This window comes from Streptomyces sp. NPDC059092, from assembly GCF_042756365.1.
Lineage (GTDB): Bacteria > Actinomycetota > Actinomycetes > Streptomycetales > Streptomycetaceae > Streptomyces.
In genome coordinates this window covers 1-22,239 of sequence record NZ_JBHZEJ010000006.1, presented here as the reverse complement: position 1 = coordinate 22,239, position 22,239 = coordinate 1, and the positions used below count along the sequence as shown (strand labels likewise).

The 22,239-nt window shown below is 73.7% G+C and carries 17 protein-coding genes; 11 read left to right on the top strand and 6 right to left on the bottom strand.

Annotated elements, in window-relative coordinates; all coding sequences use genetic code 11:
- Nucleotides 1-191: 191 nt before the first annotated feature.
- From ACFXPL_RS05645 to ACFXPL_RS05625, 5 genes are all read left to right on the top strand, one after another.
- Nucleotides 192-1,469, top strand: coding sequence for an alanine racemase (locus ACFXPL_RS05645; RefSeq protein WP_384912968.1), 1,278 nt, complete (start codon nt 192-194; stop codon nt 1,467-1,469).
- A 57-nt stretch (nt 1,470-1,526) separates the two neighbouring features.
- Nucleotides 1,527-3,164, top strand: a complete 1,638-nt coding sequence (locus ACFXPL_RS05640) for an amidohydrolase family protein (protein ID WP_384912965.1) — start codon at nt 1,527-1,529, stop codon at nt 3,162-3,164.
- 315 nt (nt 3,165-3,479) lie between these two features.
- Complete coding sequence (locus ACFXPL_RS05635) at nt 3,480-4,313, top strand: polysaccharide deacetylase family protein (protein WP_384913337.1); 834 nt, start codon at nt 3,480-3,482, stop codon at nt 4,311-4,313.
- 90 nt (nt 4,314-4,403) lie between these two features.
- Complete coding sequence (locus tag ACFXPL_RS05630; protein WP_384912962.1) at nt 4,404-5,615, top strand: pyridoxal phosphate-dependent aminotransferase; 1,212 nt, start codon at nt 4,404-4,406, stop codon at nt 5,613-5,615.
- Between the two features lie 110 nt (nt 5,616-5,725).
- Nucleotides 5,726-6,154 carry a hypothetical protein gene (locus tag ACFXPL_RS05625; protein WP_384912960.1) on the top strand — a complete coding sequence of 143 codons (429 nt, stop codon included), beginning with the start codon at nt 5,726-5,728 and terminating at the stop codon, nt 6,152-6,154.
- Nucleotides 6,155-6,217: 63 nt separating this feature from the next.
- Here ACFXPL_RS05625 and ACFXPL_RS05620 read toward each other — a convergent pair whose 3' ends face one another.
- A complete protein-coding gene (locus ACFXPL_RS05620; RefSeq protein ID WP_384912957.1) occupies nt 6,218-8,107 on the bottom strand; it encodes a phosphoenolpyruvate carboxykinase (GTP) in 1,890 nt (629 codons plus the stop codon).
- Between the two features lie 328 nt (nt 8,108-8,435).
- Here ACFXPL_RS05620 and ACFXPL_RS05615 point away from each other — a divergent pair, with 328 nt between their 5' ends.
- A complete protein-coding gene (locus ACFXPL_RS05615) occupies nt 8,436-9,152 on the top strand; it encodes a hemolysin III family protein (RefSeq protein ID WP_384912954.1) in 717 nt (238 codons plus the stop codon).
- A 569-nt stretch (nt 9,153-9,721) separates the two neighbouring features.
- On the top strand, nt 9,722-10,345 hold the full coding sequence (locus ACFXPL_RS05610; protein WP_384912951.1) for a TetR/AcrR family transcriptional regulator: 624 nt from the start codon (nt 9,722-9,724) through the stop codon (nt 10,343-10,345).
- Between the two features lie 79 nt (nt 10,346-10,424).
- Here the strand turns inward: ACFXPL_RS05610 and ACFXPL_RS05605 are convergent, their stop codons facing one another.
- Complete coding sequence (locus ACFXPL_RS05605; protein ID WP_384912948.1) at nt 10,425-11,222, bottom strand: hypothetical protein; 798 nt, start codon at nt 11,220-11,222, stop codon at nt 10,425-10,427.
- Nucleotides 11,223-11,408: 186 nt separating this feature from the next.
- Here ACFXPL_RS05605 and ACFXPL_RS05600 point away from each other — a divergent pair, with 186 nt between their 5' ends.
- The 4 genes from ACFXPL_RS05600 to ACFXPL_RS05585 are packed head-to-tail and all read left to right on the top strand — an operon-like array spanning nt 11,409 to nt 17,210.
- Nucleotides 11,409-12,920: a hypothetical protein gene (locus ACFXPL_RS05600; RefSeq protein WP_384912945.1), complete on the top strand. Its 1,512-nt coding sequence runs from the start codon at nt 11,409-11,411 to the stop codon at nt 12,918-12,920.
- Nucleotides 12,920-14,047, top strand: a complete 1,128-nt coding sequence (locus ACFXPL_RS05595) for a hypothetical protein (protein ID WP_384912942.1) — start codon at nt 12,920-12,922, stop codon at nt 14,045-14,047. Before ACFXPL_RS05600 ends, ACFXPL_RS05595 begins: the two co-directional genes overlap by 1 nt.
- Entirely contained in the window at nt 14,047-15,888 is a 1,842-nt protein-coding gene (locus tag ACFXPL_RS05590; RefSeq protein WP_384912939.1) for a tetratricopeptide repeat protein, read from the top strand. The genes ACFXPL_RS05595 and ACFXPL_RS05590 overlap by 1 nt, the downstream gene beginning before the upstream one ends.
- Nucleotides 15,882-17,210 (top strand): CHAT domain-containing protein, encoded by a 1,329-nt coding sequence (locus ACFXPL_RS05585; RefSeq protein ID WP_384912937.1) that lies wholly within the window; start codon nt 15,882-15,884, stop codon nt 17,208-17,210. Before ACFXPL_RS05590 ends, ACFXPL_RS05585 begins: the two co-directional genes overlap by 7 nt.
- Here the strand turns inward: ACFXPL_RS05585 and ACFXPL_RS05580 are convergent.
- From ACFXPL_RS05580 to ACFXPL_RS05565, 4 genes are all read right to left on the bottom strand, one after another.
- Complete coding sequence (locus ACFXPL_RS05580) at nt 17,197-18,588, bottom strand: aldehyde dehydrogenase family protein (RefSeq protein ID WP_384912934.1); 1,392 nt, start codon at nt 18,586-18,588, stop codon at nt 17,197-17,199. The genes ACFXPL_RS05585 and ACFXPL_RS05580 overlap by 14 nt on opposite strands.
- A gap of 120 nt (nt 18,589-18,708) precedes the next feature.
- On the bottom strand, nt 18,709-20,505 hold the full coding sequence (locus ACFXPL_RS05575) for an asparagine synthetase B family protein (RefSeq protein WP_384912932.1): 1,797 nt from the start codon (nt 20,503-20,505) through the stop codon (nt 18,709-18,711).
- 193 nt (nt 20,506-20,698) lie between these two features.
- A complete protein-coding gene (locus tag ACFXPL_RS05570; protein ID WP_384912929.1) occupies nt 20,699-21,241 on the bottom strand; it encodes a hypothetical protein in 543 nt (180 codons plus the stop codon).
- A partial coding sequence (locus tag ACFXPL_RS05565; protein ID WP_384912926.1) for a hypothetical protein occupies nt 21,238-22,239 on the bottom strand: 1,002 nt, incomplete at its 5' end. The genes ACFXPL_RS05565 and ACFXPL_RS05570, both read right to left, overlap by 4 nt.

The following is a 22,239-nucleotide window of genomic DNA, read 5'->3' as shown; positions in this document are numbered from 1 at the left end:
GGTCGGAAGGGGTCGATGACGTCGGAAGAGGTTGCCGTCGTCGGGAGGGGTCATCGGCGTCTGTCGGGGCACCATTGACCCGGCGCCTGCCCGGATGTTAGACACCGTGGAGCGACATACGCAATGCCCGTTGCATAGCGCGCAATGGCGACACGGGCACGATCACGGCACCGACGACGGGAAGGCACCCCATGGCCGCCGAGGAGCACGCCGACGAGCACGCCGAGTACGTCGACCACCGCTTCAAGGGCCTCCCGCCGGACGCCGAGGGCCTGACCGTCGGCGCGCTCGCCGCCGAGCGCCGCTCCCTGTTCACGGGCGGTTTCACCACCCCCGTACTCGCCCTGTCCGCCGAGTCGGTCGAGCACAACCTCGCCCTTCTGGAGACGTACGCGGAGCGCCACGGCCTCGCCTTCGCCCCGCACGGCAAGACGTCGATGGCCCCCCAGCTCTTCGCGCGCCAGCTCGACCGGGGCGCGTGGGGCATCACCGCCGCGGTCCCCCACCAGGCCCGTGTCTACCGCGCGTTCGGCATCCCGCGGATCTTCCTCGCCAACGAGCTGGTCGACGCGGCGGCCCTGCGCTGGCTCGCCGGCGAGCTGGACCGGGACCCCGGCTTCCGCTTCGTCTGTTACGTGGACTCCGTGCGCGGCGTCGAGCTGATGGACGAGGCGCTGCGCGCCGCCGGGGCGGCCCGTCCGGTGGACGTCGTGGTGGAGCTGGGAGCGGGCGAGGGCGCCCGTACCGGAGTCCGTACGGAGGCGGAGTGCGCCGCGGTCGCGGACGCGGTGGCCGCCGTACCGACCCTGCGGCTGACCGGCGTGGCCGGGTACGAGGGCGAGGTGCCCGGCGCCGACGGCGCGACCGTATCCGCGTGGCTGCGGCGGCTCGTGGCGCTGGCGGCCGGCTTCGACGCGGCGGGCCGCTTCGCCGGCACGGACGAGATCGTGATCAGCGCGGGCGGCAGCGCCTGGTTCGACGCGGTGGCGGACGTCTTCGCGGAGATCCCGGCGCTCTCCCGCCCCGTGTGCAAGCTGCTCCGCTCCGGCGCGTACATCTCGCACGACGACGGCCACTACCGCCGGCTCACCCCCTTCAACCGCGTCGCCGAGGAGGGCGCCCTCCAGCCCGCGTTCCGGCTCTGGGCCCAGGTCGTCTCGCGCCCGTCCGCCGCGCAGGCGTTCGTCAACGCGGGCAAGCGGGACGCGGCGTACGACCTGGACCTGCCGGAGGCGCAGGTCGTACGCGACGGCCGCACCGGCGAGATCCGCCCGGCGACCGGGATCACGGTCACGGGCCTGTCCGACCAGCACGGCTGGCTCGCCACCTCCGCCGAGGCGGAGCTGGAGGTCGGGGACTGGGTGGGGATGGGGCTGTCGCATCCGTGTACGTCGTTCGACAAGTGGCAGCTCATCCCGCTGGTGGAGGCGGACGGCACGGTCACGGACTTCGTCCGCACCTACTTCTAGCTTCCGGCTTCCGGCTTCCGGCTTCCGGCTTCCGGCTTCAGCGACAGGGAGAGCGCCATGGATCTCGTCATCCGCGACGTGCGCGTCATCGACGGTACGGGCGGCGCCTCGTACCGCGCGGACGTCACCGTCACGGCCGGTCGTATCTCCGCCGTACGGAGGGAGTCCGACGGCGGTCCGCGCACACCGCGCCCCACCGGGGCGCGGGTGCTGGACGCCGCCGGGCTCGCGCTCGCGCCCGGCTTCATCGACATGCACGCGCACAGCGACCTCGCGCTGCTGCGCGACCCCGACCACTCCGCGAAGGCCGCGCAGGGCGTGACCCTCGAAGTCATCGGCCAGGACGGCCTGTCGTACGCGCCCGTGGACGACGCCACCCTCGCCGAGGTCAGGCAGGCCATCGCGGGGTGGAACGGTGACGGGTCCGACCTCGATCTCGACTGGCGCACCGTCGGTGAGTACCTCGACCGGCTCGACCACGCCTTCGAGGGCCGGGGCTTCGACGGCGGCGGCATCGCGGTCAACGCCGCCTATCTGGTCCCGCAGGGCACGGTCCGCGCCCAGGTGGTCGGCTGGGACGACCGCCCCGCGACGGAGGCCGAACGGGCCGCGATGGAGCGGCTGGTGGCCGAGTCGCTGGAGCAGGGCGCGGTGGGGATGTCCTCCGGGCTGACGTACACGCCAGGGATGTACGCGGACGACGCCGAACTGACCGCGCTGTGCCGGGTGGTGGCGCGGTACGGCGGCTACTACTGCCCGCACCACCGTTCGTACGGGGCCGGGGCGCTGCGCGCGTACGAGGAGATGGTGACGCTCACCCGGCGGGCGGGCTGCGCGCTCCATCTCGCCCACGCCACCATGAACTTCGGGGTGAACAAGGGGAAGGCGCCCGAACTGCTCGGGCTGCTCGACCGGGCGCTGGACGCGGGCGCGGACATCACCCTGGACACGTATCCGTACACGCCGGGGTGCACCACGCTCGTGGCGATGCTGCCCAGTTGGGCGAGCGAGGGCGGGCCCGGCGCGATCCTGGAGCGGCTGCGGGACGACGCGAGCGCCGAGCGGATCCGGTACGTGCTGGAGGAGGTCGGCGCGGACGGCTGTCACGGCGTGCCCATCGAGTGGGACACGATCGAGATCTCCGGGGTCACGGACCAGGCACTCGCCCACCACGTCGGCCGGACGGTCGCCGAGGCGGCGGCCCTGGCGGGCGAGGCGCCGTGGACCACGGCGCGCCGGCTGCTGATCGAGGACCGGCTCGGCCCGACGATCCTCCAGCACGTCGGGCACGAGGAGAACGTCCGCGCGATCATGCGCCACCGGGTCCACACGGGCGGCAGTGACGGCATCCTCCAGGGCGCCAAGCCGCATCCGCGTGCGTACGGCACCTTCCCGCACTATCTCGGCCGGTACGCCCGTGACCTGGGCATTCTCTCGCTGGAGGAGTGCGTGGCCCATCTGACCGCGCGCCCGGCGGCCCGGCTGGGCCTGCGGGACCGGGGGCTGGTCCGGGTGGGCCACCGGGCCGATCTGGTGCTCTTCGACCCGGAGACGGTGGCGGCGGGCTCGACCTTCGAGGCGCCGCGCACGCCGCCGGTGGGGATCCCGTACGTGCTGATCGACGGCCGCTTCGTGATCGAGGCCGGGCGCCGTACGGATGTGCTCGCGGGGAGGTCGGTCCGGCGCGGCGGGTGAGCCGCGTACGTATGAACGTGCCTGGTGGGAACGGGTGGGCGAGTCGTTTCACACAAACTTGTGAGCGAGCCGCCGGAAACGGATCCTCGCCGCCCCTTCGCTCGTCTCTCCTCCCGGACACGGTGATCAGAGGCGAAAGCGGTGGGGACGATGGGGCGGATGCGGCGCTCGGGGAAGGCGCGCGGGGGCGGGCGGGCGGCCGGCGCGCGGCTGCTGTCGGCGGCGCTCGCGCTGACCGGGGCGGCGCTGCTCGCGGGGTGCGGCGAGCAGACGGTGGACGAGAGCGACGCGAAGGCCCCGGTGCCGCGCCCCCGGGTGACCTCGCCCGTACCGTCCCCGACCGGGAACGGACGGGACGGCGGACGGGACGGCGACGGACGGAGCGGCGAACGGGACGGCGACGGACGGGACGCACGCGACGGCGGGCACGAAAACGCCGGGCGTGAGGACGACGGGCGCGACGGCGGACGGGACCGGCACGAGGGGCGCGTGCCCGCGCTGCCCCGGCAGACGTCGTCGCCGGACCCGAGCCTGCCACCGCCCCTGGTCAACATGGACATCGCCCATGCGGTGGAGGGCGGCGGCAAGGCGGTCAACCTGACCGTCGACGACGGTCCCGACCCCGTCTGGACCCCGCGCGTCCTCGCGATCCTCCGGGAGAACGGAGCACGGGCGACCTTCTGCATGATCGGCCCGCAGGCCGCCGCGCACCCCGGTCTGGTGCGGCGGGTGGTGGCCGAGGGGCACCGGCTGTGCGATCACTCCGTGACGCACGACACCGCGATGGACCAGAGGTCACGCGCGTACCAGCGCGAGGAGATCCGCACGGCGGCCCGGCAGATCGAGGAGGCGTCCGGCGGGGTGAAGCCGCTGTACTACCGGGCGCCCGGGGGCGCCTTCACCCCGTACAGCCGGCAGATCGCGGCGGGCGAGGGGATGCGGCCGCTGGGCTGGAACGTGGACTCGAAGGACTTCGAGACGCCCGGCACCGAGGCCATCCTGCGCACGGTGAAGGGCGAGCTGGGCAACGGCCCCACCATCCTCTTCCACGACGGCGGGGGCGACCGCTCGCAGACGGCGCGCGCGATGGAGCGGCTGCTGCCCTGGCTGCGCGGGAAGGGGTACGCCTTCGGCTTCCCGGAGCGGTGAGCCCCCGTGTGCCACACCCCGTACGCCGTGCGGAGCAACGTGGGGAAAAACACCACGCGGGCTCCGTTACACGGCCGTAAGGTGGCCGACATGCAGGTCATCCAGTCGACGAAGCTCGCCAACGTCTGTTACGAGATCCGGGGGCCGGTCCTCGATGAGGCGATGCGGCTGGAGGCGGCGGGCCACCGCATCCTCAAGCTCAACACCGGCAACCCGGCCGCCTTCGGCTTCGAGTGCCCGCCCGAGATCCTGGAGGACATGCTCAGGAACCTGAGCGGGGCGCACGGCTACGGCGACGCGAAGGGGCTGCTGTCGGCCCGTCGCGCGGTCATGCAGCACTACCAGACCAAGGGCATCGAGCTGGGCGTCGAGGACATCTACCTCGGCAACGGCGTCTCCGAGCTGATCCAGATGTCGATGCAGGCGCTGCTCGACGACGGCGACGAGGTGCTCGTACCGGCCCCCGACTATCCGCTGTGGACCGCGTCGGTCTCGCTCGCGGGCGGTACGGCCGTGCACTACCGCTGTGACGAGCAGGCCGAGTGGATGCCGGACCTGGCGGACATCGAGCGGAAGATCACCGATCGTACGAAGGCGATCGTGATCATCAACCCGAACAACCCGACGGGTGCCGTATACGGCGAGGAGATGCTCGGCGCTCTCACGGAGATCGCCCGCCGCCACCACCTGGTCGTCTGCTCGGACGAGATCTACGACCGGATCCTGTACGACGGCACCACGCACACTCCGACCGCCGCCGTCGCGCCCGATCTGCTGACCCTCACCTTCAACGGGCTCTCCAAGAACTACCGGGTGGCCGGGTTCCGCTCCGGCTGGCTGGCGGTCTGCGGACCCAAGGCGCACGCCTCCTCGTACATCGAGGGGCTGACGATCCTCGCCAACATGCGGCTGTGCGCGAACATGCCCTCGCAGCACGCGGTGGCCACCGCGCTCAACGGCCGGCAGTCGATCGAGGACCTGGTGCTGCCGGGCGGACGGATCCTGGAGCAGCGGGACACGGCGTACGAACTGCTCACCCGGATTCCTGGCGTGACCTGCGTGAAGCCCAAGGGCGCGCTGTATCTCTTCCCCCGGCTGGACCCGAAGGTCTTCAAGATCAAGGACGACCGGCAGATGGTGCTCGACCTGCTGCGGGCCGAGAAGATCATGGTCGTGCACGGTACGGGGTTCAACTGGCCGGAGCCGGACCACTTCAGGATCGTCACGCTTCCGGCGGCTCAGGACCTGACGGACGCGGTGACGCGGATCGGGACGTTCCTGGACGGTTACTCCCAGCCGTAGCCGGCCGGAGGGATTCCGAGCCACGGGTACCGGAACGATACCGGAACGCGCTCAACTTTAGACTGAATCCAAGGTAGGATGGTCTCCTGACCACGCAAGGAGGCCGTCCCATGTACGAGCCCATCCGTACGAAGTCGGTCCACGCCCTGGCCGACGACGCCGGCTTTCCGCACCGGAGCCGCGAGGACGAGCTGAAGATCCAGCTCTCCGGCCATCTCTCCGCGCTCCTCGCGGTCACCGACGAGCTGGGGCTCGACGAGGCCGCGGAGGCCCTGGCCGGCCAGATCGGCAGGCTGCGCGGCACCCCGCCGGCCCGGCACGCCGGGCTCAGCGGGGCGGACCCGGCGGCGCTGCACCGCCGGGCCCTCGCACTGGCGGGACGCGCTCTCGTCGTCGCCGCCGCGCGCGCCGACACGGCCGCGGCGATCCTCTCGGCCGAGCGCATGGACGCTCACACCGCCGCGTTGGCCGAGCTGGTGCCGGAGGAGAGCCTCCCCGACCGGAGTCTCCCGGATCAGCGCCTCGTCGGCGCCCACTGACGGCCCCGGTCCGCGGGCCGCGGAGGCGCGCGGACCGGGTGCCACCCTCCGGCACCAGCCGGATCAGGGGTTTTTCTCACCCAGGCGCGCGACCAGGGCGTGGTACTCGTCCCACAGCTCCTTCGGCGCGTGGTCGCCGAAGGTGTTGAGGTGCCCGGGGACGAGAGCCGCCTCCTCGCGCCAGACGTCCTTGTCGACGGAGAGCAGGAAGTCCAGCTCGGCCTCCGACAGCGCCAGGCCTTCGGTGTCCAGGGACTCCCTGGTCGGCAGGATGCCGATCGGGGTCTCGACGCCCTCGGCCGTGCCGTCCAGCCGCTCCACGATCCACTTCAGGACGCGGCTGTTCTCGCCGAAGCCGGGCCAGACGAACGAGCCCTTCCCGTCCTTGCGGAACCAGTTGACGTAGTAGATCTTCGGCAGCTTCGAGGCGCCGCCCTCGCGCGCGGCCTCCTGGCCCACCTTGACCCAGTGGCCCATGTAGTCGCCCATGTTGTAGCCGCAGAACGGCAGCATGGCGAACGGGTCGCGGCGCAGCTCACCGACCTTGCCTTCGGCGGCCGCCGTCTTCTCGGAGGCGACGTTGGCTCCGAGGAAGACGCCGTGCTGCCAGTCGAAGGACTCGGTGACCAGCGGCACGGCGGAGGCGCGACGGCCGCCGAAGAGGATGGCCGAGATCGGGACACCCTTGGGGTCCTCCCACTCGGGCGCGATGATGGGGCACTGTCCGGCGGGGACGGTGAAGCGTGCGTTGGGGTGGGCGGCGGGCGTACCGGACTCCGGGGTCCAGTCGTTGCCCTTCCAGTCGGTGAGGTGCGCGGGCGGCTCCTCGGTCATGCCCTCCCACCAGACGTCGCCGTCGTCGGTGAGCGCGACGTTGGTGAAGACCGAGTTGCCCCACATGGTCTTCATGGCGTTGGCGTTGGTGTGCTCGCCGGTGCCGGGCGCGACGCCGAAGAAGCCTGCCTCGGGGTTGATCGCGTACAGCCGGCCGTCCGCACCGAACCGCATCCAGGCGATGTCGTCGCCGATGGTCTCCACGGTCCAGCCGGAGATGGTGGGCTCCAGCATGGCGAGGTTGGTCTTGCCGCAGGCGGAGGGGAACGCCGCCGCGACGTACTTCGATTCCCCCCGCGGGGGCGTCAGTTTGAGGATCAGCATGTGCTCGGCGAGCCAGCCCTCGTCGCGCGCCATGACGGACGCGATGCGCAGGGCGTAGCACTTCTTGCCGAGCAGGGCGTTGCCGCCGTAGCCGGAGCCGTACGACCAGATCTCGCGGGCCTCGGGGAAGTGCGAGATGTACTTGGTGGAGTTGCAGGGCCAGGGCACATCGGCCTCGCCCTCGGCGAGCGGGGCACCGAGGGTGTGGACGGCCTTGACGAAGAAGCCGTCGGAGCCCAGTTCGTCGAGGACGGGCCGTCCCATGCGGGTCATGGTGCGCATGGACGCCGCCACGTACGCGGAGTCGGTGATCTCGACGCCGATCGCGGAGAGCGGCGAGCCGAGGGGGCCCATGCAGAACGGGACGACGTACATCGTCCGGCCGCGCATCGAGCCGCGGAAGACGCCGCCCTCCCCCGTGAAGACCTCCCGCATCTCGGCGGGGTCCTTCCAGTGGTTGGTCGGGCCCGCGTCCTCCTCCTTCTCGGAGCAGATGAAGGTCCGGTCCTCGACGCGCGCCACGTCGGAGGGGTCCGAGGCGGCGTAGTACGAGTTGGGGCGCTTGCCCGGGTCGAGCTTCTTGAACGTGCCCTTGGCGACGAGCTCCCCGCACAGGCGCTCGTACTCGCTCTCGGACCCGTCGCACCAGACCACGCTGTCCGGCTGGGTGAGGGCGGCGATCTCGTTCACCCAGGAGATCAGCCCCTGATGACCGGTGGGGACGGCACCGGAAGGAGTGCCCAAGGTGGTGCCGGAAAAGCTGGAGGTGCTGGGAGCCGCGTTGTCGCGCGCCACGATCGCTCCTTGGTGAGGGGTTTTGAGGTTGTCTGCCCCTTGGGGGCTCCGACCCGGATGCTTCGTAGCCGCTCATCCGGTGCCGATCGCACTCATTTGATCATCCGACCCTTCCGCCCATATGTCCAGAGGGCCGCCCACGTGAGCATCGCCACTCCGGGAGCGCCCGGGGGACACGCGGAGGGCGCGCGCACGGCACCGGAATGGCACCCTCGCGCCATGTGCGCGGCACACGGGAGGCGACTGGGCGCCGCGGCCGTGGCGGAATTAACGGAGCCGACCCTCCGTACCGGGACGTAACCTACGGACCCGTAGGTAGCATGAGCCCATGACTCCTGTCGCGCCCGACGCGCCCGCGAACCCCCCGTTGAGCGAAGGGGGGCCGGCCACGCTCCTGTCGTTGCCGATCCCGGTCAAGCCGAGACTCCGTGGCTGGCTGCACGCGGGCATGTTCCCGGCCGTACTGGTCGCGGGCGTGGCACTGATCGCCCTGACCGGCTCCACCCGCGCGCGGATCGCCTGCGGGATCTACGTCCTGACGGCCTGTCTGCTCTTCGGCGTCAGCGCGATCTACCACCGCGGCGAATGGGGCCCGCGCGGCGAGGCCGTGCTCCGCCGGCTCGACCACGCCAACATCTTCCTGATCATCGCGGGGACGTACACCCCGCTGACGATGCTGCTGCTCCCGGACTCGACGGGCCGGACCCTGCTGTGGGCGGTCTGGGCGGCGGCCGCGGCGGGCATCGCCTTCCGGGTCTTCTGGGTCGGTGCCCCGCGCTGGCTCTACACGCCGTGCTACATCGCGATGGGGTGGGCCGCGGTCTTCTTCCTGCCCGACTTCCTGCGGACCGGCGGGATCGCCGTACTGGTCCTCGTGATCGTCGGCGGGCTGCTGTACAGCGCGGGCGGTGTGATCTACGGGCTCAAGCGGCCGAATCCGTCACCGCGGTGGTTCGGCTTCCACGAGGTCTTCCACTCCTTCACCCTGGCCGCCTTCGTCGTCCACTTCGTCGGCATCTCGCTGGTCGCCGCACAGCACTCCTGAGACCGCCGCGGCCGGACCGGCGACCGCACAGGCATCACCATCGGCACTCGTATCCCTGCCCGCGCCCGTATCCGCGTCCGGGCCCGTATCCGCTTCCGCTTCCGTGTCCGTATCCGTGTCCGTGTTCGTGCCCTTGTCCTTGTCCGACCGCGCGCCGCGGTCGCGGTCCCCGCGCCACGCGGGTGACCGTAACCGCGGCCGTGCGCCGGGCCTCGACGCCGCGGCCACGCGCCAGGTCCCGACGGTGACGGCGCAGAGCACCACGCCCACCACGGCGGCCTCGCCGGCCAGTACGTACCCCCCGACACACAGCCCCGCGACGGCCGCGGCCAGCACCCGTACGGCATTGCGCATTCCGGCCTCCCCTCGGCGCACCGCCTGATGCCCCCGGACGACCCCGGACGATCCAGCCGGACGACCCGGCCGGATGATCACCCATTGCTCACCGGCCCTCCACACATCGTCACACGGTCGGCGGGCAAATCAAGACGGCCCCGGGCTCCCGGGGCGTGAGCGGACGGCGTCGCGCACGTGGCCCAAGGGGTGGCAGATGCACGACAATGAGGACCATGGCCGCGATCTCTCACACCCCCCTCGAAGAGAAGCTCTCCCAGCTCCCCCTGCGCGAGCGCAAGAAGCTGAGGACGCGCGTGACGATCCGCCGCGCGACCTACCGGCTGATCACCGAGCAGGGGTACGAGGCGACGACCGTCGAGCAGATCGCGGAGGCCTCCGAGGTCTCCCCCTCCACCGTCTTCCGTTATTTCCCCACCAAGGAGGACATCGTCCTCACCGACGCGTACGACCCGGTGATCGCGTCGTCCCTGCGGGGCCGGCCGGCCGACGAGTCCCCCCTGAAGTCGCTGCGCGCCGTGATGACGGAGGCGCTGGAGCTGTCCATGGCCCACGAGCCGGAGGAGCTGACCGAGCGGACGCGGCTGCTGGTCAGGGTCCCCGCCGTCCGGGCCCGGACGACCGAGACCATGTCGGTGACGGCGAAGCTCCTCGCCGATGTCCTCGCGGAGCGCACCGGCCGCGCCCCCGACGATCTGGACCTGCGGGTCTTCGTCGCCGCAGTACTCGGCGCGCTGCGCGAGGTCACCCTCCACTGGGGGGAGCACGGCTGCCAGGGCGACCCGGTGGCCCTGCTCCACCAGGCCCTCGACGGGCTCGAAGGCGGCCTGCGCCTCTGAGGGGACCTGCGCCCCTGAGGGACCTGAGCGGCGCCACACCGCTCAGGCGGCGCCACACCGCTCAGGCGTCGGCGCCCGCTCAGGCGTTCGCGGGGAAGGCGATGACCAGCGCGGATTCGTTGTCCGGGAGGTAGTGCACGGACACCACCCGGCCCACCTGGACGTGCTGGACGGCGCGCGGCGGCAGGTACTTGACGACCTCGGTGGTGAAGCTGGTGCCGTCGGGACGGGTGACGCCCAGGCCGATCACCAGCCGCGGGTTGCCGCCGCGCAGCTCCCCCGGCACCTCCAGGGAGCGCACCACCGCCTGGGCGGCCACCCCTCGTTCGGCGATCTGAAGGTTCTCCCGGGTGGTGAGGCCCTGCCGGACCATCGCCTCGTTCAGGGCGTGCTGGGCCTGGGCCGTGTCGCCGGAGCGGTCGATCTCCACCTTGTCCGTACGGCCCGGCAGATAGCGGACCGGCAGCACGGCGCCCGGCCGGAACAGGGCGATGTCCGTCATCGGCACGACCAGCCGGGCGTACGAGGCGAACGTGGCACCGTCCGCTCCCTGCACCGTCAGGTCGATCCGCAGCTCCGGCTGGTCGTTGAGGGACATCCCGGTGGGCCTGGTCCCGGTGACGGTCCCGACGCCGATCAGGCCGTCTCGGAAGGCGGCGCTGTTACGGCCGGAGAACGCCGCCATCACGCTGTCGCCGGTGAAGGCGAACGCGAGCGGCACCACCGTGCACGCGAGGATCGGCGCGATCATCTGCGGCCCGACCCAGGCGAGGAAGCCGAAGCCCTCCTCGGTCTCCTGGGTGAGTCCGTTCCAGAGGTAGTAGCCGGCCGAGCCGAGGAGGAACAGCAGGGCCAGGGTCCGGATGAGCTTCTTCATGGTGGTCCGTCCTTCTTTCCCCGAGGGCCCCCGAGGGGCCGGTACGAGGACCGTAGGAACGGCCGTGCGCCTACCGATCCCAGGTTTGGCGCCGCCGGGACGCACGCTTAGCCTGAAGTCATGCCGACAGGGGTGGGAGTGGGTACGTCGACACCGTCATCGCCGTCGCCGGGGTCCTCGGGAACCGTGGCACGCGGTGTCCGGCCACGGGCGATGGTCCTGGACGAGGTGTGGCGCGAACTCGACGGTGTCGGCGCGCTCAGCGGCCCCCAGGGCGGCCCGCTCAGCCGTACGGTGAAGCTCGTCCTCGACCCTCTGGTGATCCGCCCCGTCCTCCATCCGCGGTGCGCGGGCCCCCTGGTGACGGCCGACGGGGCGGCGCTGCTCGCCACGCTCGTCCACGCGGCGGGCGACACGCTGCGCGCCACGGCCGCGTGGTTCGCGCTGCTCAAGCGGGTGCGGCGGGAGCTGCGCATCACCGACGGGCATCCGCAGGACCTCTACTTCCAGCGCTGCTTCGAACTGGGCACCACCCTGGGCCCGCCCGACGCCGACACGGGCCGGCCGACCGCCGAGAAGACGCTGCGCGAGGTGCACGGATCCGCGCGCGGCCGTACGACGCGGGCGCTGCGGGAGTACGTCACGGACCCGGCGCACCGCGGGGAACTGACGGCCGCGTTGGAGCGCGCGTGGGCGGACCGGCGGCGGGCGCACCCGCGTGATCCGGCCACGCCGGGGGCGGAGCTTTCCGGGGTACGGGACGTGCTCGACGCGTGTCCGGGGCCCGGCCCGCGCTCTGCCGGACAGATCCGGGGCCGTGAAGGTGACCGCGACGTGGACCGCGGCGCGGCGCTGCCGCGGCTGGTCGCCGGGTCCGCGGGGACGGCGGCGGGCCACGCCCTGTGGGACACGCCCCCGGAGCCCGGACAGCCCGCACACCCCGGGTTGTCCGCGCACGAGCTGGGGCTGACGACGCGTCCGGTGCCGGCCGCCCCCGGCCTGGGCGGGTCCGCGTCGACCTCGTCGATGGGGCCGCCGTTCGACCGTACGGTCCACGAGCGGGTCTTCAGCGTGCTGCACGCGTCGAACGACCGGGCCGGGCTCGCCCCCGTACCGGAACTGGTGCGGCGCGAGATCGCCCGGAGCTGCGCGCCCTGGGCGCTGGCCGACGAGTCGCTGCGCGTGGCGGCGACCGTGGGCGCGGAACTCGCCCGGGGCTTGGGGCCGTTGGGCGAGGTATCGCCGGAGGCGGGCTCGACGGCCCCGACGCGGGCACACCGGATCGTCAACAGCCGCTGGCGGCGGGAGGCGTACGTACTCCAGGCGCGGCGGCTCGCGCTCGCCCCCGCAGGCTCCGCGGACGCTTCCGTGGCGGAGACGGCGGAAGCCGCGGAGGCGGCGGAGGTGGCGGAGGTGGCGGAGGTGGCGGAGGTGGCGGAGGTGGCGGAGGTGGCGGAGGTGGCGGAGGTGGCGGAACCTCTCGCGCGGATCGCGGAGGACCTCCGTACCCCATGGCGGGCCTATCTGCGCAGGCTGTGGGTACGGCTGCACGGGCGCGATGTGCGGGAGGCGCCCATGGACGGCCTCGCGGAGCTGTGGGATGTCCTGGACGGGGTCGCGCGCTCCGTGATCCTCGACCACCGGGGCCGGGTCAGACAGGCCCTCAGCACCCGTTCCGTACCGGAAGGAACCGTCTGATGGCCGACACCGTACGGATCACCCGCGCCGGGGACGGCCACCTCTACCTCATCACCCCGGACACGACGGCCACGGCGGCCGGCCCGAGCGTGCTCGACGGTGACCCGGGCGTGGACGTGGCCGTGCTGGAGGTGGCGGGCGGGCATCTGACGTGGAGCGTACTGGCGCCGGCGGCCCCACCGGTCGCCGTGCTGGACGATACCGACCTGGCCCAGGAGTGGGTGTGGGCGGTGTACGGCGAGCGGGTCGCGCTGGCCCTGGCCGACGGCGGCGGCGTGGTCGGCGGCACGGGACCGGCGCTGCCCGCGCTGGCGGAGAGCGCACGCCGGCTCGCCTACGCGCACTGGGCGGCGCGCTGGTGGCCCGCCTCGGTGATCGACTCCATCCCGTCGCTGGACGAGCACCTGCTCGACCGGGAGATCGCGGAGCTGACCGAGGCGTGCGATCCGCTCTTCGCCGGCCGGGACGATCCGGCGGACACGGCCGGAGCCGCTCCCGGCACCGCCGTCGACATCGGGCAGCCGCTCCCCCGCCCCGGCGACTACGCGCTCACGGCCGGTCCGGGACCGGCGTCCGCACGGACCGATCCGGGCGCGCCGGGGACTCCGGCCGACGGTTTGACGCTCGCGCGCGGCACGGGCGGCTCCGACTGGCGGCGCTGTCCGCCAGGGCTGGTCGACGCGTCGGAGCGCGCCGTGTCCTGGCGGCTCGTACGAGCCGCCGCGCGCACCACGGTCACCGTGCAGGTCGTCGCCGCGCCGGGACCGGCCCCCGCGGACCGGCGGCTGACACCCCGGGCCGTCGTCAGCGGGGTGGCCCAGCCGCTGGACATCAAGCTGCGGCGGGTGGCCGACGCGTGGCTGGGCGACGGGCAGATACGAGGCGTGGCGGGAGTTCCGGGTACGGAGTCGGGGACGGGGATGGCCGTCGACGTCTACCTCCCGGGGTTCGGTGCGCCCGTACGTCCAGGGCCCGGCGACCGTCAGACCAGGGAGCGGATACGGAACCTCGCTCACGCGCGGCTGGCCGGGGCACGGGCGGCCGGAGCACGGAGCGGTTCCGCGGCCGGGCACGGTGCGCCACTGCTGGCCGAGATCGCGGCGGCCTCCGACGACACGGACTTCTGATGACCGCCGACGAACCGCCCACCACGTCCGCCACGTCCATCGCGTCCACCACGTCCGCCACGTCCGCCACGTCCGCCACGGGAACGGACCACCTCTCCGCCCCCGGATCTCCCGAATCCGCCGCATCCGCGCCGTCCGGCCTGTCCGCCCTCATCGACGCGGGCAACGACGCCTTCCTCCGGGGCGACTTCCCCGCCGCCCACGCGTGGTTCGACCAGGTGGCCGAGGCCGCCGCACGCCCTCCGGAGACCCTCGATCTCCGTACGCGGGCCCTGATCAACCGCGCGAGCACGGCCGACCGGATGGGCGACCACCCGGCCGCCGTCGCCTCGTTCCGCGAGGCGCTCGGTCTCTGCGAGCGGCTGGCGGGAACGGCCGCCGCCGAGGGCCCCGTCGTCGCGGCGGCCGTCACCGTGCTGCGGGCGTCGGCCCTCGTCAATCTCTCCCAGGCCCTCCTGCACACCGGGGACCCGGCCGCCGCCCTGCGCGCCCTGGAGCAGGCGAGGGAACTGCTCGACCCGAAGGACGAGATCCTTCCCGAGGACACCGCCGATCTCTTCATCGCCACGCTCGTCGCGCTCACCGCCCTCACCATCCAGCGTGAAGAGTGGTCCAGGGCCCACGAGTTGGCCACCGAATCCCTTGATGTGGTGGTGCGCCACCGTCCCGCGCACACCGGACGGCCGCTGATGAACCTCTCGGCGGTCCATCTCGCCACCGGACGGCCCGAACTCGGCGAGGACTTCGCGCACCAGGCGATCGCCGCGTTCGAGGCGTCGGACACCCCGGCCGGGGTCGCCGAGGCGCGGCAGAGCCTGGCACAGCTCTGTCTGCGCTCGGGCCGGATCGCCGAGGCGGAGCCGCTGCTCGCCGCGAGCCAGGAGTTCTTCGACCGGGCCGGGATGGATCACCAGTCCGCCTTCGGCCTCGACCTGCTGGGGCTGCTGGCCGCGCTGCGCGGCGATCAGGCCCGCGCGGTCGAGCTGTACGGCCGGAGCCTGGCGCGGTTCGAGGGGTCCGGGGCGCCGATCGCCGCCGCCGAGGTGCGCGTACGGCTGGCGGCCGGCCTGCACACCCAGCGGCGGTACGACGAGAGCGAGGCGCAACTGGCTCTGGCAGAGGCCGCGTTCACGGGGAGCGGGCTCGGGCTGCGCCGCGCCCAGACGGACTTCTTCCACGCCACGCTCCTGGCGGACCGCGTATCCGGAACCCCGACCGGCCCCACCGTCCCCACCGTCCCCGCTGCCGCCGCGCTGCTCGGCCGGGCGGTCGGGCTGGCGGTACCGGCCGCGCTCGCCCTCGACGCGGTGCGGTTCACGCTGGCCAACGGCGCACAGCGGGAGCGGTGGAGCCGCGCGCTCGCGGAGCCGGCGATGCGGCTGGCGTTCCGGCTGGCCACCCGGGCGGGCGCGGCGGATCTGGTGGCCGGGCTGATCGAGTCGCGGTGCGCGGGGACCCCGCTGCGGGACGACGCGCCCGGCGACGTGGATCCGGGGAGCGAGAACGCAGGAGTCACGGGAGCCGCAGGAGCCACAGGAGCAGCGGGAGCCCCGGAGGCCGGTGCCACGTGGCTCGAACCACCTGATTTCCTGCACCCGTTGGCATTCCCGGGCCGAATGGACGCCGCCGCTCCCCACCCGGAGGGCCCCGGCTGGAGCGACGCCTTTCAGCTCGGTGCCGCCCTCGCCGGGGTCGCGGCGGGCGCCGGGCTGCCGGTCGCCCCGCCGCCCCGGCTGGCCCTCACCCGTACCGGCACGGTCGCCCTGGCGTCGTACCTCGCACAGGCCGAGGCGCGCTACGGCGCCCGGATCCGTACCACCCGGGTGGTGCCGACATGGTGAGGCCGACCGCCCTGGTGCGCATGGCGGACGCCGGGGACCTCTACATCTCCTGGCGCTGGACGCACGATCTGGCCTCGACCGGCATCGGGATCGTGCCGCGCGCCCAGGTCACCGCCGCGATCACGGCGCTGAACGACGCCCTGCCCGGCCCGGCGGCCGCGCCTTCACCCGTGGGCACGGACCCGCTCACGCACGCGCTCACCACCGGGGCCTTCGCCGCGTACGGGAGCGAACTCGCCCTGGCCGAACTGCTGTCGCGGACCTTCCTTCCTTACGGTCTGGCCCAGCAGCTCTACGGGCTGTACCAGCGCGGCATCCGCCCCCATCTGCGGATCCAGCCCTCGCCGCGCGTGGCGCGGGTCCCCTGGGAACTCCTCGCCCCCGACCCGGACGTGCGTCTGGTGGAGATCGCGGACCTCAGCCTGCTGGCCCCCGCGAGCGTCGTACACGCCGCCGGCCGGCCGTCCCGCCCGTGGGCGGACTCCCGCCATCTGCCGGTCGTCGGCGTCCTCGATCCACGGGTGCCCGGGTTCCGCGCGGACTCGGCGCTCGGTTCGGTGCTGGGCCGGATGGAGCCGGGCGCGCCGGTGGCCGAGATGGTCGCCGGGTACGCGGCCCAGCGGCGCTGGCGGCCGGAGGTGGCGGACCCGGTCGAGGCGTTCCGCCGTACCGACGTGGACCGGGAATGGCTCGGGGCGGCGCTCCGGGCGGGCGCTTCGCGGCTGCTGTACGTCGGCCATGTGACGGCGGCGGCCCCCGCGACCGGGCAGAGCGAGGACGCCCAGCTCCATCTGGCCTGCGGCGCGGACGCCGTGGGGTTCGCCCCGCCGGTCCGGGCCCATCGGCCGCTGTCCGCGAAGGACCTGCTGCTGGGGACGCACGGGCTGCCGGGGACTCAGGAGCTGCCGGGCGCGGACGGCGCGCACACGACGGGCCGGGCGCGGTGGCCGATCCCCAGCCGCGTGGCACTGATCGCCTGCGAGAGCGGCGGGGACCTGCGGTTCGGCGAGGCGCTCGGGCTGGCCACCGCGATGGTGCACGGCGGCGCCGAGACCGTCACCACGGGGCGGTGGACCCTCCCCACCGATCTGGCCTTCCACCGGATCGCCGGGGCGGCGCCGTCGTCGCACCCGCTCCAGGACGTGGTCCGCTCGATCGACGCCGCGCACGAACAGGACGACGCGGTCCTGGCCCACGGCGACTGGCAGCGGGAGCGCCTCGCCGCGTGGCGCGCGCTGCGTACGGTCGAGCACTCGCCGGTGCTGTGGGGCGCGTTCGCCACCATCAGCACCGCCGGGTCCGGGGAGGTCAGTTCGGCCTGACGGCCCCCGGCCGTCCGATCCGGGCCGTGACCGTCTTCGGCCGCTGGTACTCGTGCAGGGCCAGCGTGCTCAGGTCCGTACCGTGGCCCGATCCGCCCCGGCCGCCGTGCGGCAGTTCCGCCGTCTGGACGAGGTGGCAGTTGAGCCAGGCCTCGCCCGCGTCCAGCCGCCCGGCGAGGGCGAGCCCCGTCTCCAGGTCGCTGGTCCAGACGCTCGCGGCCAGCGCCTGCTCCACCCCGTTCGCCAGCGCCACCGCCTCCTCGATCCCGTCGGCCGCCTGCACCGTCAGCAGCGGGCCGAACACCTCGTCCACCACCGCGGGGTCGTCGTCGGGCAGCTCGGCCAGGACGCGCGCCGGACGCCAGAAGCCGCCCTCCTCGCCCGCCCCGAGCGCCAACTCCCCCTCCACGCTCGCCTTCGCGGCCGACGCGCCCACGATCCGGTCGTAACGGGCCGCCTGGTCCGCGTTGTTGAGCGGCCCGAAGTCCCGGCCCGCCGCGCGCTCACGCATCGCCGCGGTCAGCAGGGCGAGCACCGACGCGTGGTTGTCGCGGAGGGTGATCACCCGGGCCGGTACGGCGCAGCTCTGCCCCGCGTTGTACGTCGTCGCCCGCGCCAGCTCCGCCCACGTGTCGTCGGGGGCGTCGGGCAGGACCAGGACCGGGCTGTTGCCGCCCAGCTCCAGGCTGACCCGCTTCGTGCCGGCGCGCGCGGTGACATCGGCGCCCGCCGCCGCGCTCCCGGTGAAGGCGATCGCGTCGACACCGGCCGCCGCCACCAGCAGCCGCCCCGTCCCGCGGTCGCCGGGGACGGTCTGTGCCACGGCCTCGCCCAGCGCCTCCCGTGCGTGTGCGGCGAGGAGCAGCAGGGAGTCGGGGGTCGTCTCGGCCGGCTTCACCACCACCGTGTTCCCGGCGGCGAGGGCGGGCGCGCACCGCCATGTGGCCATCATCAGCGGGTAGTTCCAGGGCACGACGACGCCGACGACACCGAGCGGTTCCCAGCGGACCCAGCTCTCGTGGCCCGCGACGAAGCCGCCCGCCGCAGGCGCGGGCTGGGTGCGCGCCGCCCAGGCGTAGAAGCGGAAGAGGTCCGCCGCGTTCTCCACCTCTCCGGCGGCCTCGTGCACGGGTTTGCCCGTGCCCGCCCGTTCGGCGGCGATGTACGCGTCCGCGTGCTCCTCGATCAGTCCGGCGAGGCGGTCGAGGCGCCGGGAGCGCTCCCTCGGGGTCAGCGCCCGCCAGGTCGCGAAGGCCCGGCGGCCCGCCGCGACGGCGGCGGCGATCCGCGGCGCCCGGCCGACCGGGAAGCTGCCCCGGGTCCGGCCGGTACGGGGGTCCGTCAAGGTCACCGTGAGGGGTGCGGCATCGGTCTTCAAAGGTGCCTCCGTCGAAGGAGAAGAGGTGCGGGTTGCCGAGGGGTGAGGGGGCGGATGAGCAGGGGGTGGCGGTGAACAGGGGGTGGCGGTGAACAGGGCCGACGCGGGAGCACACCGGGTTCAGGTCACGTCGTACGCGCGCAGCCACAGCTCCAGCGTGAGGACGAGCCACAGCTTGCCGCCCTGCCGGGGCAGCAGCGCGCCCTCCCCCTTCATCCACGCGCGCACCGTGTCCTGCCGGAACAGTCCTCTGGCCCGCGCCTCCCGGCCGAGCAGCAGATCGCCGGCCAGTTCGCGCAGCGGGCCGCCGAGCCACTGCTGCACCGGTACGCGCATGCCGCTCTTGGGCCGGTCCACGACCGTGCCGGGCAGCAGGTCCCGTACGGCCTCCTTGAGCACCCACTTCTCGACGGTGCCGTTGAGCTTCCAGCGGGGCGGTGTGGCGAACGCCTGGTCCACCACCCGGCGGTCGAAGAGCGGGGAGCGGCCCTGGATGCCCTGGGAGGCGGTGAGCCGTTCGACCTTGGTGAGGATGTGGTGGGCGCCCTTGGTGCGCAGATTGCAGTGCAGAAGCTGGTTGAGGAGATGGTCCATCCGGCCGTCCCTGGCCTCGGGGCGCAGATACGGGGTGATGAACCGCTCGGGGCGCGGCAGCCCCTCCAGGGCGTCCAGCGCGTCGGCCGTGAGCAGGTCGGGCAGGTCGGTGAAGCACTTGCGGTACGAGCGGAGGTACGCGTTCTCGCGCGCGTCCTCGGCGCCTCCGCCCGGGACGTCGCCGCGCTGCGTCTCGTACACCAGCATGGGCAGGTTCTTCGGGCCGCCGAACACCGGGTCGCCGCCCTCCCCGTTGAGCACGACGCGCGGGCCGTCGGCCGCCACGGCTTCGGCGAGCATCAGGTTGGGCACGGTGAGCGGGTCGCCGACGGGGCTGTCCAGCAGCGCGGCGGCCTCCGCGAGGCGGGCGGCGACGGCGTCGCCCGAGACGCTGAGCACCCGGTGGCGGGTACGGCAGTGCGTGGCGACCAGGCCCGAGTAGCCCAGCTCGTTGGGGAGTTCGTCACCGAAGCTGATCGAGTACGTGTGGACGGGGTGGGAGTGCAGCTTGGCGGCGAGGGCGGTGACGAGCGAGCTGTCGACGCCGCCGGAGAGCAGCACGGCCACGGCCTCCGCGTCCGGCAGCCGGCGGGCCGTCGCCTCCTCCAGCAGGCCGCGCAGCCGCAGGGCGTACTCCTCGGCGGGCGGTTCGCCGTCCTCGTACCACTCGCTCAGGCCCTGGCCGATCCGCTCCTCGGGCTCCCAGTAGCGTTCCTCCGTCACCGTCCCGTCGTCGGCGAGCCGCAGGCAGCGGCCGGGGAGGACTTCCCGCACGCCTCGCAGCAGCGTCTCCTCGCCGGGGAGGTAGGCGAAGGTCAGGAAGGAGCGTACGGCGGCCAGTTCGAGACCGGTGGAGAGCGCGGGCCAGCGGCGCAGGGCGCGCAGGGAGGTGGAGGCGGCCCAGGAGTCGTCGGCGCGGGCGTAGAAGAGCGTACGGGCGCCGACGTGGTCACGGATCAGGACGAGGCCGTCCGCGTCGTGCACGGCGAGCGCGAACATGCCCTCCGCCAGCCTGATCCCGGCGGCCCCGAACCGCGCCCAGCAGCGCAGCAGCAGTTCCCCGTCGGGGCAGTCGGGCCGGGTGGGCGCGCCGGAACGGGCGAGCGCGGCGAACAGCTCGGGCCGGTTGTGCAGCGTCACCTCGCCGACGGCGGTACGGCCGTAGGCGGTGAACGGGCCTGTGGCGTGGCCCGGTTCGTCGTGGATCAGCGCCGCGCCGGGTCCGCCCGCGCCGGCGTCGTACCGTACGGCCGCGCCCATCGCGGCGAGGTGTGACCGCGCCCGTTCGGGAGTCGCCGCCAGGCAGGCACAGAAACGCGCCACGGCCCCCTCCTCTCGTCTCGCTTCGCTTCGCTCCGTACCGGGCGGTCGTCCCCGGGCCGGTCATCTGTCTCCGGGCTGATCGTCCGAGGCCGGTGAGCCCGGGCCGGTGAGCCCGGGCCGGTCAGCCTGGGCCGGTGAGAGCCCGGGGCGGTGATCCAGGGCCAGCCATCCGGGCCCAGCCGTCCGGGGCCTGTCATCCGAAGTCGTCGTCGCTCCAGCCGCCGCCGTCGTCGGAGCCCCAGCCGTCCCCTGAGTCCCAGTCGCCCCCTCCGTCCCCTCCGCCGTCCCCGCCGCCCGTGTCCCCGCCGCCGGAGGAGCCCTGACCCGCCGCCTGCTGCTGTTGCCGGAGCGCTTCCTCCTCTTCGGGGGTGAGGCTGACCGGCGGGAAGTGCGCGGCCGTGACCGTGAGGGCCGCCAGGCCGATACCACCGAGGACGACGCCCATCCGGCCGCCGAACGAGGTCCTGTTGACCATGACCGACTCGCCCTGGCCCCAGACCGTACGGCCGTAGCCGATGTCACGGCCGTAGGTGACGGTGCCGTCCGCGTACCGGCGCTTGATGATCCGCTCGCCGAGCAGTTCGTCGGTGCCGGCGGCGCCCTGGTTGTCGTGCCAGCGCACGCGGGCCGCGCCCTCCCGCCGCCGCCACTCCTCGCGGCCAGACTCGTAGGTGCGGTGGACGCTCCCGTCGGCGAGGAGTTCGTCCCGGTACGGGGTTTCGCGTGGCCGGTTCATCGCCTCTTGTCCTCGTGTCGCCGGGCCGGTTCCGCCGGCCAGGTCATGAAGCCCGTCGTCCGCAGTTCGCGCAGGCCGGTCCACACCGAGTGGTCGGCCGTCCTCGGCCCGCGCACCAGCCTCAGGACGGTGCGCAGCAGCCGGGCCGGGGGGACGGACTCCACCTCGGCGGAGCGCCCGCGCGCGAGCCACTCCCGCTCGCGCGCCTGGAGCCCGGCCGGCAGAACGGCCGCCCCGAGCCCCTCCGTGCCGTCCCCGTTCAGGGCCCCGCGCCGGGAGAGGAGACGCAGCGCCACCGCGTGCCGGGGTACGAGGCCCATCGAGGCGACCCGTACACCGGGGGCGGCGTCCCGGAGCCCGGCGCGCACGCGTGCGGTGAGCACGATGCCTTCCACGCTCGCGTCGTGCAGGACATGCACGGTGGCGTCCTCGACCCGGCCGAGCCCTGCGGTCAGCCGGGGGTCGAGCGGCAGGTCCCCGGCGGCGAACACCGGGCAGGCGGCCTCCAGATGCACATCGTTGGCGAGCAGCATGCGCGCCACGGACCGGCTCTGGCAGATCAGCAGCCGGGGCAGCCCGTAGTCGTAGAGGTCCGGCTCGGCAGGCGGCCGTGGCGGAGCGCCCGCCGGCGTCCCGGCAGAGTCCGCGTCCCGCCCCGGCTCCGGCTTCGGCTCCAGGGGCGGCAGCAGTCCGGGGAGCGTCCCCCGCGCCGTCTGCCGGCGCAGGGCCTCCTCGAACCGGTCGTACGGTACGGGCGGGGCCGGTGTGAACGGGATACCGCGCGGGACGGCGCGCACGGGACGCAGGACGCGGCACGTCTCGTAGTAGAGCTGGCGCTCGGTGAAACGGATCCGGGCGGGCGCCCCCGCCCGGCCCACGGCGGCCAGCAGAGCGCGGTCGAGCACGGCGTCCACGGCCCGGTCGAGAAGCCGGCCGCCGGGCCGGTCACCGCGCGGCACGCCACGCCGGCCGCCGGGCCCGGCGGCGCGCCGGGCACG

Bases quoted from the DNA above. Each gene is read 5' to 3' on its own strand.
- ACFXPL_RS05645 (WP_384912968.1), top strand. From the start codon at position 192: ATGGCCGCCGAGGAGCACGCCGACGAGCACGCCGAGTACGTCGACCAC.
- ACFXPL_RS05640 (WP_384912965.1), top strand. From the start codon at position 1,527: ATGGATCTCGTCATCCGCGACGTGCGCGTCATCGACGGTACGGGCGGC.
- ACFXPL_RS05630 (WP_384912962.1), top strand. From the start codon at position 4,404: ATGCAGGTCATCCAGTCGACGAAGCTCGCCAACGTCTGTTACGAGATC.
- ACFXPL_RS05625 (WP_384912960.1), top strand. From the start codon at position 5,726: ATGTACGAGCCCATCCGTACGAAGTCGGTCCACGCCCTGGCCGACGAC.
- ACFXPL_RS05615 (WP_384912954.1), top strand. From the start codon at position 8,436: ATGACTCCTGTCGCGCCCGACGCGCCCGCGAACCCCCCGTTGAGCGAA.
- ACFXPL_RS05610 (WP_384912951.1), top strand. From the start codon at position 9,722: ATGGCCGCGATCTCTCACACCCCCCTCGAAGAGAAGCTCTCCCAGCTC.
- ACFXPL_RS05605 (WP_384912948.1), bottom strand. From the start codon at position 11,222: ATGAAGAAGCTCATCCGGACCCTGGCCCTGCTGTTCCTCCTCGGCTCG.
- ACFXPL_RS05595 (WP_384912942.1), top strand. From the start codon at position 12,920: ATGGCCGACACCGTACGGATCACCCGCGCCGGGGACGGCCACCTCTAC.
- ACFXPL_RS05590 (WP_384912939.1), top strand. From the start codon at position 14,047: ATGACCGCCGACGAACCGCCCACCACGTCCGCCACGTCCATCGCGTCC.
- ACFXPL_RS05585 (WP_384912937.1), top strand. From the start codon at position 15,882: ATGGTGAGGCCGACCGCCCTGGTGCGCATGGCGGACGCCGGGGACCTC.
- ACFXPL_RS05570 (WP_384912929.1), bottom strand. From the start codon at position 21,241: ATGAACCGGCCACGCGAAACCCCGTACCGGGACGAACTCCTCGCCGAC.